Annotated in this window: 17 protein-coding genes; 2 read left to right on the top strand and 15 right to left on the bottom strand. The window is 36.7% G+C overall.

Going from position 1 to position 12,732, the window contains the following annotated elements:
• Window position 1: 1 nt before the first annotated feature.
• Window positions 2-1,591: an acyl-CoA carboxylase subunit beta gene (locus tag JKA74_RS19555; protein WP_201432931.1), complete on the bottom strand. Its 1,590-nt coding sequence runs from the start codon at window positions 1,589-1,591 to the stop codon at window positions 2-4.
• 232 nt (window positions 1,592-1,823) lie between these two features.
• Here JKA74_RS19555 and JKA74_RS19550 point away from each other — a divergent pair, with 232 nt between their 5' ends.
• Window positions 1,824-2,756 (top strand): Ppx/GppA phosphatase family protein, encoded by a 933-nt coding sequence (locus tag JKA74_RS19550; RefSeq protein ID WP_201432958.1) that lies wholly within the window; start codon window positions 1,824-1,826, stop codon window positions 2,754-2,756.
• A complete protein-coding gene (locus tag JKA74_RS19545; RefSeq protein ID WP_201432930.1) occupies window positions 2,756-3,847 on the top strand; it encodes an Ldh family oxidoreductase in 1,092 nt (363 codons plus the stop codon). Before JKA74_RS19550 ends, JKA74_RS19545 begins: the two co-directional genes overlap by 1 nt.
• Here the strand turns inward: JKA74_RS19545 and JKA74_RS19540 are convergent.
• From JKA74_RS19540 to rpmD, 14 genes are all read right to left on the bottom strand, one after another.
• Window positions 3,837-4,445, bottom strand: a complete 609-nt coding sequence (locus tag JKA74_RS19540) for a hypothetical protein (protein WP_236587953.1) — start codon at window positions 4,443-4,445, stop codon at window positions 3,837-3,839. The genes JKA74_RS19545 and JKA74_RS19540 overlap by 11 nt on opposite strands.
• Window positions 4,411-4,701, bottom strand: a complete 291-nt coding sequence (locus JKA74_RS19535; protein ID WP_201432929.1) for an FtsB family cell division protein — start codon at window positions 4,699-4,701, stop codon at window positions 4,411-4,413. The genes JKA74_RS19540 and JKA74_RS19535 overlap by 35 nt, the downstream gene beginning before the upstream one ends.
• Before the next feature lie 138 nt (window positions 4,702-4,839).
• Window positions 4,840-6,114 (bottom strand): phosphopyruvate hydratase, encoded by a 1,275-nt coding sequence (gene eno, locus JKA74_RS19530; protein ID WP_201432928.1) that lies wholly within the window; start codon window positions 6,112-6,114, stop codon window positions 4,840-4,842.
• A gap of 7 nt (window positions 6,115-6,121) precedes the next feature.
• On the bottom strand, window positions 6,122-7,216 hold the full coding sequence (carA, locus tag JKA74_RS19525; RefSeq protein WP_201432927.1) for a glutamine-hydrolyzing carbamoyl-phosphate synthase small subunit: 1,095 nt from the start codon (window positions 7,214-7,216) through the stop codon (window positions 6,122-6,124).
• Between the two features lie 146 nt (window positions 7,217-7,362).
• Window positions 7,363-7,992, bottom strand: a complete 630-nt coding sequence (rplQ, locus tag JKA74_RS19520) for a 50S ribosomal protein L17 (protein ID WP_201432926.1) — start codon at window positions 7,990-7,992, stop codon at window positions 7,363-7,365.
• Window positions 7,993-7,997: 5 nt separating this feature from the next.
• A complete protein-coding gene (locus JKA74_RS19515) occupies window positions 7,998-8,987 on the bottom strand; it encodes a DNA-directed RNA polymerase subunit alpha (RefSeq protein ID WP_201432925.1) in 990 nt (329 codons plus the stop codon).
• A gap of 28 nt (window positions 8,988-9,015) precedes the next feature.
• Entirely contained in the window at window positions 9,016-9,621 is a 606-nt protein-coding gene (gene rpsD / locus JKA74_RS19510; RefSeq protein ID WP_201432924.1) for a 30S ribosomal protein S4, read from the bottom strand.
• A 24-nt stretch (window positions 9,622-9,645) separates the two neighbouring features.
• Window positions 9,646-10,038, bottom strand: coding sequence for a 30S ribosomal protein S11 (rpsK, locus tag JKA74_RS19505; protein ID WP_201432923.1), 393 nt, complete (start codon window positions 10,036-10,038; stop codon window positions 9,646-9,648).
• A gap of 10 nt (window positions 10,039-10,048) precedes the next feature.
• On the bottom strand, window positions 10,049-10,426 hold the full coding sequence (rpsM, locus tag JKA74_RS19500) for a 30S ribosomal protein S13 (protein WP_201432922.1): 378 nt from the start codon (window positions 10,424-10,426) through the stop codon (window positions 10,049-10,051).
• Window positions 10,427-10,428: 2 nt separating this feature from the next.
• Window positions 10,429-10,545, bottom strand: coding sequence for a 50S ribosomal protein L36 (gene rpmJ / locus JKA74_RS19495; RefSeq protein ID WP_188461156.1), 117 nt, complete (start codon window positions 10,543-10,545; stop codon window positions 10,429-10,431).
• Window positions 10,546-10,552: 7 nt separating this feature from the next.
• Window positions 10,553-10,771 (bottom strand): translation initiation factor IF-1, encoded by a 219-nt coding sequence (infA, locus tag JKA74_RS19490; RefSeq protein WP_013455172.1) that lies wholly within the window; start codon window positions 10,769-10,771, stop codon window positions 10,553-10,555.
• Window positions 10,772-10,780: 9 nt separating this feature from the next.
• Window positions 10,781-12,100 (bottom strand): preprotein translocase subunit SecY, encoded by a 1,320-nt coding sequence (gene secY, locus JKA74_RS19485; protein WP_201432921.1) that lies wholly within the window; start codon window positions 12,098-12,100, stop codon window positions 10,781-10,783.
• A gap of 1 nt (window position 12,101) precedes the next feature.
• A complete protein-coding gene (gene rplO, locus JKA74_RS19480; protein ID WP_201432920.1) occupies window positions 12,102-12,548 on the bottom strand; it encodes a 50S ribosomal protein L15 in 447 nt (148 codons plus the stop codon).
• A 1-nt stretch (window position 12,549) separates the two neighbouring features.
• Window positions 12,550-12,732, bottom strand: coding sequence for a 50S ribosomal protein L30 (gene rpmD, locus JKA74_RS19475; RefSeq protein WP_201432919.1), 183 nt, complete (start codon window positions 12,730-12,732; stop codon window positions 12,550-12,552).

The following is a 12,732-nucleotide window of genomic DNA, read 5'->3' as shown; positions in this document are numbered from 1 at the left end:
TTTATAAAGGGATATTGCCATGTTTCTTTTTAGGCAAAGTATCTACCTTATTCTCCAACATCGCAAAAGCTTTAATTAGTTTGGTTCTGGTATCCTCAGGCATAATTACTTCATCAATATAGCCTCTATGAGCCGCACGATATGGATTAGCAAATTTTTCGGTATACTCATCTACCTTTTCTTTTAATTTTGCCTCTTTATCATCCGCTTCAGCTATTTCCTTTCTGAAAATAATTTCAGCCGCCCCTTTGGCCCCCATTACCGCAATTTCTGCTGTTGGCCATGCATAATTCATATCTGCTCCTATATGTTTGGAATTCATCACATCATAGGCTCCACCATAGGCTTTTCTGGTAATTACCGTTACACGTGGTACTGTAGCCTCGCTAAATGCGTATAATAATTTTGCTCCATTGGAAATTATACCATTCCATTCCTGATCTGTACCAGGAAGAAAGCCTGGAACATCTTCAAAAACCAACAAAGGGATATTAAAGCAATCACAAAAGCGTACAAATCTTGCTGCTTTTTTACTGGCTTCATTATCCAGGACTCCTGCCAGGGAAGCTGGCTGATTACCCACTATCCCGATACTTCTACCAGCCAGATGTGCAAATCCTACTACTATATTTTCAGCATAGTTTTTATGTACTTCAAAAAAGCTTTTTTCATCCACTGTACCATTGATCACTTCCCTCATGTCATACGGTTGGTTAGGGTTGTCAGGGATAATTTCATTTAATTGCTTCCTGCTCTCATCTTCTTTCTTACTGTATGGAATGGAAGGTGGGGCATCTTCGCAGTTCTGAGGAACATATGTTAATAATCGTTTAATATTATTAATGCATTCCAGTTCATTGGCACAAGAAAAATGGGTGACCCCACTTTTGGTGCTATGAGTACTTGCACCACCCAACTCCTCAGCAGTAACATTTTCCTGGGTGACGGTCTTCACAACATTAGGTCCGGTTACAAACATATAACTGGTATTTTCTACCATCATGATAAAATCTGTCATTGCAGGCGAATACACCGCCCCTCCGGCACAAGGTCCCATGATAGCCGAAATTTGAGGTACAACTCCTGAAGCCCTCACATTTCTATAAAAAATATCTGCATAGCCTCCCAATGACACCACACCTTCCTGAATCCTGGCACCACCAGAATCATTCAATCCAATAACTGGCGCTCCATTTTTCATGGCCATGTCCATTATTTTTACAATCTTCTCAGCATGAGTTTCTGACAAAGAACCTCCAAAAACCGTGAAATCCTGAGAATACACATATACTAATCTACCTGAAATAGTTCCATAACCAGTCACTACTCCATCTCCTGGATAATGCTCATTTTCCAGGCCAAAATCTTTACAGCGATGCATAACAAATTTACCTATCTCTTCAAAAGATCCCTCATCCATCAATAAGTCGATTCTTTCACGGGCAGTAAGCTTTCCTCTCTCATGTTGCTGAGCTATTCTTTTATCACCACCTCCCTTTAAAGCATCCTTACTTTTTGTTCTTAATAATTCAAACTTCTCCACTGAAGTGGGTTTTGTATAAACAGGTTTTACTTTATCGCCTTTAGCCATTATTCTTAGAATTGATTAACACTCAAATATAGGGGAGCCATGGCGAAAAACGAATTTTTAACACATCATTAATTCCAAAAACATTCTAAGTGAAGTGGATTATGAGGAACGTGGTAAAATCACCTTATTTATAAGTGAAAGAATGAAAATGAATTAACTGGATCTAATATACTTTAATTGTTGATTTGTTATTAAGTGGTATATTGCGCAAAATTTCAGCCTCGTGGATAAAATGGACAAAATAGCAGTTATAGATATTGGCACTAATACATTTCATTTATTGGTAGTGGAAGTGGCAGGAGAGGACATACAAGTTATCCATAAAGAAAAAATTTCAGTGATGCTGGGAAAAGGAGGTATAAGCGAGGCCAGAATTACTGATGCCGCACAAAGCCGCGCTCTTGAAACCTTAAAATATTTTAAAGGAAAAATTGAGGAGTATCAGGTAGGGAAAGTTTTTGCCAGTGCCACCAGTGCTATGCGAAATGCTATCAATGGAAAAGAATTTGTACAGAAAGTTCTAAAGGAAACTGATATAAAAATCAATGTAATTTCAGGCAAAGAAGAAGCTCAATTCATTCATAAGGGAGTGAAAAAAGCAATGAGAATTGGTCAAAAGCCTGCTCTGATTATGGATATAGGAGGTGGAAGTGTAGAATTCATTGTCTGCGATGAGCAAAATATTTTTTGGTTGGAAAGCTTTGAAATTGGCGCTCAGCGTTTATTAGATAAATTCCATAAACATGACCCTATTTCCAAAATAGATATTAATAACCTCTATGGCTACCTTGAAGAAGAGTTAAAGCCATTGCTCAATGAATTGAAGAATTGGAACCCTCATGAGTTAATTGGCTCATCAGGTACATTTGATACTTTAGTTGACATGGCTTACGCCAGAAAAAATAAGGCAAAACCTAATAATAATTCTTTTTCATTGGGTCTTGATGAATTCCAACTGCTTTTTGACGAAATTATCCATAAAAACAGAGAAGAAAGAATGGCCATTCCGGGCATGATTGAGATGAGAGTCGACATGATAGTAGTGGCTATTTGCCTGATCCAATTTTTACTACAGCATCATGAATTCAATGTCATACAAGTATCTACTTATGCCTTAAAAGAAGGCGTTTTAGAAGCTATCATTCAAAAAGAAATTACAGTATAATGAAACACATTGCCTATCAGTCGCTAAAGTCGTTCACTGAAAAAGTATTCCTCGAAATGGGATGTCCCACTGAGGAAGCAAAAGAAGCTTCTGAAGTTTTGTTAAGTGCTGATTTAAGAGGAGTTGACTCTCACGGAGTAGCCCGTTTAAACGGCTACATCAGACTCTGGGAGCAAGGCAGAATCAATGCAAAGCCGAACATTAAAATAGTACATGAAACCCCCAGCACTGCGGTGGTTGATGGTGATAAAGGGCTTGGGCTTGTTGTTGCCCCTTTCGCCATGCGTTTGGCAATGGAAAAAGCCAGGAATGTTGGAACAGGCTGGGTTTCAGTAAAAAACTCCAATCATTATGGAATTGCAGGTTATCATAGCATGATGGCCTTGGAAAATGACATGATTGGCTGGTCTATGACCAACGCCAGCCCCCTTGTTTCCCCTACTTTTTCAACAGAAAGGCTTTTAGGTACAAATCCTATTTCAATAGCTATTCCTGCTGCTAAACAGCCGCCATTTGTTGCAGATTTTGCCACAACCACTGCTGCCAATGGAAAGCTGGAAGTTCTAAAAAGAAAAAATGAAAAAGCTCCATTTGGCTGGGTGCAGGATGCCAATGGTAAACCCACGACTGATGTGGATGCTTTAAAATCAGGAGGTAGTATGTTGCCTTTAGGTGGAGATAGAGAACATGCCAGTCACAAAGGTTATATTCTTGGTTCTATAGTTGATATCTTTTCTGCAGTACTGTCAGGGGCAAATTATGGCCCCTGGGCACCACCGTTTGTAAGTTTTCTTCCGCTACGGGAAGACCCTGTAGGCGAAGGTCTGGGCCATTTTTTAGGAGCCATGCGCATTGATGCGTTTAGGCCTGCCAATGATTTTAAGGCTCACATGGATAACTGGATTGAAACATTTAGAAAGTCAGCTGTAACAGAAGAAAATGACAGGGTTATTATTCCCGGAGATCCGGAAAGAGAAATATCAGAACAAAGAATAGCAAAAGGCATCCCTTTGATGGACTCAGTTATAGAAGATTTAAGTCAGATAGGCAACCGCTTTGAAATTGATTTCGGAAAATATTTTAAAGAGTAAATCCCAACCTTAGGTTGAAGGCACTGTTATAGGGGGATTTCAAAGGATCATAGGCCAGATTGTATAGTAACATTAAATTCACACCAGACCTTCTTCCAATGGGCTGAAAATAGCCTGCACCTACAAACAAACCTGGCACCCAGTCCCTTTCAATTTCGCTGGTATTAAGATTAACTACATCCAGATTAATATTTTCATACTCTGTATAAGCAAATAAGAAGTCTGTAATATTATATCTTCCGAATAATTTACCTCCGTAAATATTGGTTTTAATTTCATAAACTCTGTTTTGAGTTTGGATATTGGCACTAAAATACTGGTAAATAACCCCAACACCGGCCGATGCTTTTTGATTAATCATATAACCAACAGCAGGTGACACCTCTATTTGGGTGATATTAGTCCCAATTTGAAGTCCAAAATTTCCTCCAATATATAATCGCTCAAAGAAAGTACTTTCTTCATCTACATATTTTTGGGCATGACTTGAAAAGGAAATAGCAGAGAGAAATAGAAACAAAAGGAAACACCGTCCTATGGAAAGAAATGTCAGTGTGGAGGGTTTAGTCTTTCTGTACAATAATGAATAACTCTTCATTCTCTTTTTTCATTAAATAACGCTCACGAGCAAATTTTTCAAGTAACTCATCATCACTTAATAATCCTTGCCTGTCCACTTCAACTTCCTTTATTTTTTCCTGATAATATTCCTTTTCCTTTAGAAGATCATTGTACTTGGAAGATAATCTTAACTGGGAAATCAAGTCGTTATTATCTAAAAAAATCATCCAGATCACAAATACCAGACCTGCGATAAAATAAAAGTTTTTAAATATTTTAGGGATTCTGTCCATAGCAAGTAGTTGCTAAATTAGTGAATATGAATTAATGTTTAAAGATATCTACGCTATAAAAAAGAAAAAAGTCACATTTTTAATAAATGTGACTTTCCAGAACCTATTTAAATGGTTCTAAACCACTTAATTGTTCAATTAGAAATTAATACCAGGGAAATAAGCCATTTCACCTAATTCCTCTTCAATTCTAAGTAATTGATTATACTTAGCCATTCTATCGGAACGGGAAGCTGAACCAGTTTTAATTTGTCCTGAATTCATGGCTACTGCCAAATCTGCAATAGTAGTATCTTCAGTTTCACCTGATCTGTGCGAAATAATATTTTTATAAGAAGCTTTATCCGCCATTCTTATTGCATTGATCGTCTCAGTTAAAGTGCCAATTTGATTTACTTTGATCAAGATTGAATTGGCGATCTTTTCATCAATACCTTTTTGTAATCTTTTAGTATTTGTTACAAACAAATCATCTCCTACTAGTTGTACGGTCCTGCCAACTTCCCTTGTCAATTTCTCCCAACCATTCCAATCATCTTCATCCATACCATCTTCAATAGACAAGATAGGATATTTATCACACCAAGTTTTCCAATAAGCTACCATTTCCTCAGAAGTAAGCTCTTCACCTGTACTACCAAAAACATATTTCTTTTTATTGCCATCATAAAATTCAGATGCAGCGGCATCCATGGCAATATAAATATCTTCCCCAGGCCTGTAACCTGCTTTCTCGATGGCTGTTAATACCACTTCAATAGCCTGCTCATTAGATTCTATATTGGGAGCAAAACCACCCTCGTCACCCACATTAGTCGATAAACCTTTGCTTCTCAATACTTCTTTCAAATGATGGAAAACAGAAGTTCCCATATGCAAAGCCTGAGAGAAAGAATCGGCATTTACAGGCATTACCATAAATTCCTGAAAATCAATTTTATTATCCGCATGACTACCACCATTCAGGATATTCATCATTGGGACAGGTAAAGTATTGGCATTTACTCCACCAATATATCTGTATAATGGCTGGTTGCTCAATTGAGCAGCTGCTTTGGCCACTGCAATAGAAACTCCTAATATCGCATTGGCACCTAATTTTGATTTATTATCAGTACCATCCAGTTCAATCATTAATTTATCGATCAGGTTTTGCTCATAAACGGAAAACCCAATTAATTCTTCAGCAATCGTAGTGTTCACATTGTTAACTGCTTTCAATACTCCTTTACCCATGTAAACAGACTTTTCCTTATCCCTAAGCTCTACAGCTTCATGAATACCTGTACTGGCACCTGAAGGTACTGCAGCTCTACCAAAGCCACCGTTGGCTGTAAAAACCTCAACCTCAACTGTGGGATTGCCTCTGGAATCTAAAATTTGTCTTGCGTGAATGTTTTCGATTATACTCATAGTTTTATTAGTTGATTAATGAAATAAACTGGTCAAATAAATAACGGGAATCATGAGGTCCCGGTGATGATTCTGGGTGGTATTGAACTGAGAAAACTTTTTTGTTCCTCATTTTCAATCCCTCAACTGTATTATCGTTAAGATTAATATGTGTAATTTCTACTAATTCAGATTTATCCACGTCCTCTGAGACAACACTAAACCCATGGTTTTGTGATGTTATTTCACCTTTTCCTGTCAATAGATTTTTAACGGGTTGATTTAATCCCCTGTGTCCATTATGCATTTTATACGTACCTATGCCGTTTGCTTTTGCAATTAACTGATGTCCGAGACAAATACCAAATAAAGGTTTGTCACTGTCTATAATTTGTTTGGCTGTTTCAATGGCATAATCCATTACAGCCGGGTCTCCCGGTCCGTTGGACAGAAAGTAAGCATTAGGTTCCCATTTCTCAGTCTCTTCAAATTTAGTTTTTGCCGGGTACACTTTACAATGAAACCCACGACCAGCCAATTGGTTTAAGATACTTGTTTTGATACCATAATCCATCACTACCAGTTTAATACCGCCAGGTTCACCTATTTCATATGGTTCCGTTACAGACACTTTAGAAGAAAGTTCCAGTCCCTCCATGGAAGGAACCTCATCCAGATGCTTCTGTAGTTCAGAAATATCATGAATTTCGGAAGAGATAATACAGTTCATTGTACCTTTATCGCGTATATGGCGAACAATTGAACGTGTATCTACATCGCAAATCCCGGGAATTTGATGTTGCTCCAGATAAGACTGTAAACTACCATCGGCTGTAAACCGACTAAAATTTTCAGAAAAAGAATTAATTACAACCCCAAATATCTTCGGTGAACCTGATTCGGTTTCATCAATCATTGTTCCATAGTTACCTATATGGGCATTGGTATTTACCATTATCTGGCCATAATAGGATGGATCTGTATAAACTTCCTGATAGCCGGTCATGCCTGTATTAAAGCAAATTTCTCCGCCTCTGGTACCATGAAATCCAATGGATTTCCCTCTAAAAACCGTTCCATCCTCTAATAATAAAACAGCATCAGTCTTATTAATATATTTCATTTATATTTAGTTTGATAATTAAGTTAACTATTTAAAGCAACTACTTGCTCGACAAAGTGAATTTCACGAAACAAAAATAAAAAAAAAGGGATTGAATATAAATCCAATCCCTTTTAATAATTAATTTAAATCTCTTAAAAAGATATTTATGCATCTTCTTTTTTATCATCAGAATCCTCAGACTTTTTATCCTCCGCTTTCTTAGCTTTTGGCTCAGTTGCAGTTGCGTCAGAATCTTCAGATGATTCTGCTTTTACTTCCTTAGCTTCAGATTTCTTGGCTTTTGATTTTTTCTCAGTGTCATCTTTAGCCTCAACATCATTGGATTTCTTTTCAGCAGTCTCTTTAGAACCACCACCTCTTCTACTTCTACGAGTAGTTGGCTTTTTCTTCTCAGCTTTTTCGCCTAAAAGATTTTCATTGTAGTCCACCAATTCAATCAATGCCATTTCTGCATCATCTCCCAATCGAGAACCTAATTTGATAATCCTGGTATATCCACCTGGTCTGGAAGCAATTTTTGCTCCTATCTCATCAAATAATTCCTTTATAGACTCCTTGTTTTTCAAGTATGAAAAAACAATTCTTCTATTGTGGGTAGTATCTTCTTTCGATTTTGTCAACAATGGTTCCACATATTGACGTAAAGCTTTTGCCTTTGCTACCGTAGTAGTTATCCTCTTAGAGGCTATTAAAGAAGAAGCCATATTGGCTAACATCGCTTTACGATGAGGAGCCGTTCTACTTAAATGGTTAAATTTCTTACCGTGTCTCATTTTCCTTATTCTTCGTCAAGTTTGTATTTGGATAGGTCCATTCCAAAAGTAAGTCCCTTGTCAGCCACAAGTTGCTCAAGTTCTGCAAGAGATTTCTTACCGAAATTTCTAAATTTCATCATATCAGAAATTTCAAGGCCAACCAAATCACCTAATGATTTAACATCTGCTGCTTTCAAACAATTATAAGCTCTTACAGAAAGATCTAAATCATTCAATGCAGTTTTCAATAATTTACGCATGTGAAGCATTTCCTCATCCACCGCTTCAGGTTCGTCAGATCCACCTGCATCCAATACCATATTCTGATCAGAAAACAACATAAAGTGTTTTATCAAAATATTAGCAGCTCCTTTTAAAGCTACTTCAGGATGAATACTTCCATCAGTTTCGATATCCAAAACTAATTGTTCATAATCTGTTTTCTGCTCAACACGTGTATTTTCAACACTGTATTTCACATTTTTAATAGGCGTAAAGATGGAATCAATAGCTATATAACCCACTGATTGCTCACCATTTTTATTATCTTCAGAAGATAAATAGCCTCTTCCCTTTTCAATGGTCATTTCCATTTCAAAGTTTACAGACTCATCCATATGACAAATCAATAAATCAGGGTTAAGAATTTCATACGCTGAAGTGAATTTGTTGATATCACCAGCTCTGAATTCCTTCTGATTCTTCAATGAAATTGTTAATTTGTTATCAGCGCTTTCCGAAATTTTCTTGAAACGAACCATTTTAAGGTTAAGAATAATCTCAGAAACATCTTCAACTACACCCTCAATGGAAGAGAATTCGTGCAATACACTAGGTATTTTAATACCTGTTATCGCATATCCCTCCAAGGAAGACAATAAGATTCTCCTCAATGCATTACCAACGGTAACTGCATAACCTCTTTCTAATGGTTTGAATGTAAAAAGCCCGTGAAAATCATCTGCTTTTTCCATTGCAACCTTTTCAGGCATTTGGAATGCTAAAATGGACATATTATAAAATTTTCTATTATTTGACTAATTACTTAGAGTACAACTCAACTATAAGCTGCTCATTAATGTTTTCCGGTATATCTTCTCTTTGAGGAACATTTACAAATCTACCTGTCATAGAAGATTTATCGAATTCCATCCAAGAATATTTAGATACCGAATTCAGTGACAGACTATCAGTAATAGCCTCCAATGATTTAGATTTTTCTCTCACACCAATTGTATCACCTTCCTGTACTTGATACGAAGGAACATTTACAATTTCTCCATTTACCAATATATGTTTGTGCGACACAAATTGTCTTGCAGCCCTACGAGTAGGAGCAATACCTAAACGAAATACAATATTATCTAATCTGGACTCCAATAATTGCAACAATACTTCACCAGTAATACCTTTTTTCCCGGAAGCTTTCTCGAAAAGATTAGCAAATTGCTTTTCCAATACACCATAAGTATATTTAGCTTTTTGCTTTTCCATCAACTGAATAGCATATTCAGATTGCTTTCTTCTTCTTCCACGTCCGTGCTGACCAGGAGGATAAGCTTTTTTAGTAAGCGCTTTACTAGCACCAAAAATAGGCTCATTGAACCTTCTAGCTATTTTGGATTTTGGACCTTTATATCTTGCCATTTCTTAAATATCTTTGACTGTATATTAAACTCTACGTCTTTTAGGAGGACGACATCCATTGTGTGGTAACGGAGTCACATCCTTAATAACTGTTACCTCAATACCAGTATTTTGAATGGTTCTGATGGCAGAATCCCTTCCTGCACCCGGACCTTTAACAAATACTTCTACTTTTCTTAAGCCTAAATCATAAGCAGTTTGAGCAGCATTTTGAGCAGCAACCTGTCCAGCATAAGGAGTATTCTTTTTGGATCCTTTAAAACCCATTTTACCAGCTGATGCCCACGAAACTACTTGTCCAGTAGAATTAGTCAAGGAAACAATGATATTATTGAACGATGCCTTGATATGCGCTTGTCCAATAGCCTCAACATTTACTACTCTCTTTTTAGCTTTATCTTTTCTTTTTTGAGCCATGATCTATTAATTACTTAGTAGCTTTCTTTTTATTAGCAATAGTCTTTCTCTTACCTTTTCTGGTACGGGAATTGTTTTTGGTTCTTTGACCTCTCAAAGGAAGACCTTTTCTATGACGCAATCCTCTATAACAACCAATGTCTAGCAATCTTTTGATACTCATTTGTACCTCAGATTTAAGAACACCTTCAGTCTTAAAATTCTCACTGATGATGTTTCGTACCAAATTGGCCTCATCTTCAGTCCACTCACTTACTTTTTTATGTTCATCAATACCTGCTTGCTCTAAAATTTTTAGAGCAGAACTTCTACCAATACCAAAAATATAAGTCAATGATACTGCTCCCCTTTTATTATCAGGAATATCTACACCGGAAACTCTTGCCATAATTACCCTTGTCTTTGTTTGAAACGTGGATTCTTTTTGTTGATCACGTAAAGTTTGCCATTTCTTCGGATCACTTTACAGTCAACACTTCTTTTTTTGATTGAAGCTTTAACTTTCATATTCGCCTTATTTATATCTATAAACGATTCTACCCTTTGTTAAATCATAGGGGGACATCTCTAATTTTACTTTATCTCCGGGAAGAATCTTAATATAATTCATCCTCATTTTACCGGAAATATGTGCAATCACCTCATGACCATTACTTAACTCAACGCGAAACATTGCATTCGACAAGGCTTCGGTTATCGTACCATCTTGCTCTATAGAACTTTGTTTTGCCATAATTAATTTTTATGCTACCGCACTTGTCTGCGATGATCTACCTTTTAACTTACCTGACTTCATCATACCTTCGTAATGACGCATCAGTAAATAACTCTCAATTTGTTGTAATGTATCTAAAATAACACCTACCATAATAATAAGTGACGTTCCACCAAAAAATTGAGAGAATGAAACTCCTACTCCGGCTCTGGCCACAAAGGCTGGTAATATTGCTATGAGTGCCAAAAATATAGAGCCTGGCAATGTTATTTTAGTTAATATATTATCTATAAAGTCAGAAGTCTGTTTCCCAGGCTTAATTCCAGGAACAAACCCTCCATTACGTTTCATATCATCCGCTATTTGGCTAGGATTAATAGTAATAGCCGTATAAAGGAATGTGAAAATAATGATGAGCAATGCAAAAGTCAGGTTATACTGCCAGCTCTGGAAATCAGAAAACACATTACCTATATAAGATGCTGTATCACTTTCATCAGACCATAGATTAGCTAATAAGGCAGGTAAAAACATTAACGACTGTGCAAAGATAATAGGCATTACACCTGAAGCATTCACTTTTAAAGGAATGTATTGTCTTTGTCCACCATATACTCTACCACCTACAACTTGTTTAGCATATTGAACAGGTATTCTTCGTGTAGCCTGTACTAACATTACTGTTACCATTACTACAAAGAATAATGCTACAATTTCCAATATAAAGAACAATAAGCCACTCATGCCCAATGATATTGCTTCCGATACTATTGCACGAGGGAAACTTGATATAATTCCAATCATTATAAGCATGGAAATACCATTTCCAATTCCCTTATCTGTGATTTTTTCACCTAGCCACATGCAGAAGATGGTTCCTGAAGTCAATACAATTACAGAAGTAATGGTAAAGAATGTCTGACTCATCATAATAGCTTCAGCCGGAATAGCACCTGCTACATAGCCTGCTCCCTGCACAAATGTGATAGCAATTGTTAAAACCCTGGTAATTTGTGTAATTTTCTTTCTACCTGACTCTCCTTCCTTTTGCAATTTCTGAAAGTAAGGAACAGCAACTGTAAGCAACTGTATAACAATACTTGCGGAAATATAAGGCATAATACCCAATGCAAAAATGGAGGCATTAGAAAATGCTCCACCTAAGATAGAATCCAATAAACCGAAAACACCTTGTGCATCACCGGATAATTTACTTGGATCTACACCGGGTAAAACTACGAAAGAACCTAAACGGAATATGATTAAGAAACCAATGGTATTCAGAATCCTATCACGAAGTTCTTCGATAGAAAATATATTCTTTATGGTAGAAAAAAAACGATTCATATTATAATGTTGATGCAGTTCCTCCAGCTTTCTCAATCGCTTCAATAGCAGATTTAGAATAAGCATTAACCGTTACAGTTAATTTAGCCTTTAGTTCACCGTTCCCTAAAATTTTAACTAAGTCTTTTTTTCCAGCAAGGCCACTTTCTTTTAATAGAGCAGCATCAATGGTGTCTACATTTAATTTCTCATGTAAACTTTGAAGATCACTTAAGTTAATAGCTTTATATTCCACTCTATTTGGATTGTTAAATCCAAACTTAGGCACACGTCTTTGAAGTGGCATTTGACCACCTTCAAAACCAGCTTTTCTTGAGTAACCACTTCGAGACTGAGCTCCATTATGTCCTCTTCCAGCTGTACCGGCAGAACCAGAACCTTGTCCTCTACCTATACGCTTACGATCTTTTGTTGAACCTTCTGCAGGTTTTAATGTATGTAATTTCATTTTATCCTTCAGTTACAGTGACCAAGTGACTTACTTTTCTTATCATTCCCTCTATTTGAGGTGTAGCAGTCTTTTCAACCGTCCTATTAATTCTACCCAAACCTAAAGCCTGAATAGTTAATTTTTGATCGTTCGGTCTTCCGATGACGCTTCTAATTTGAGTTACTTTTATTGTCTTTGCCAT

This window comes from Marivirga aurantiaca, from assembly GCF_016679925.1.
Lineage (GTDB): Bacteria > Bacteroidota > Bacteroidia > Cytophagales > Cyclobacteriaceae > Marivirga > Marivirga aurantiaca.
Note: the sequence above shows the minus strand (reverse complement) of the source record. Positions and strands in the feature narration are given on the sequence as shown.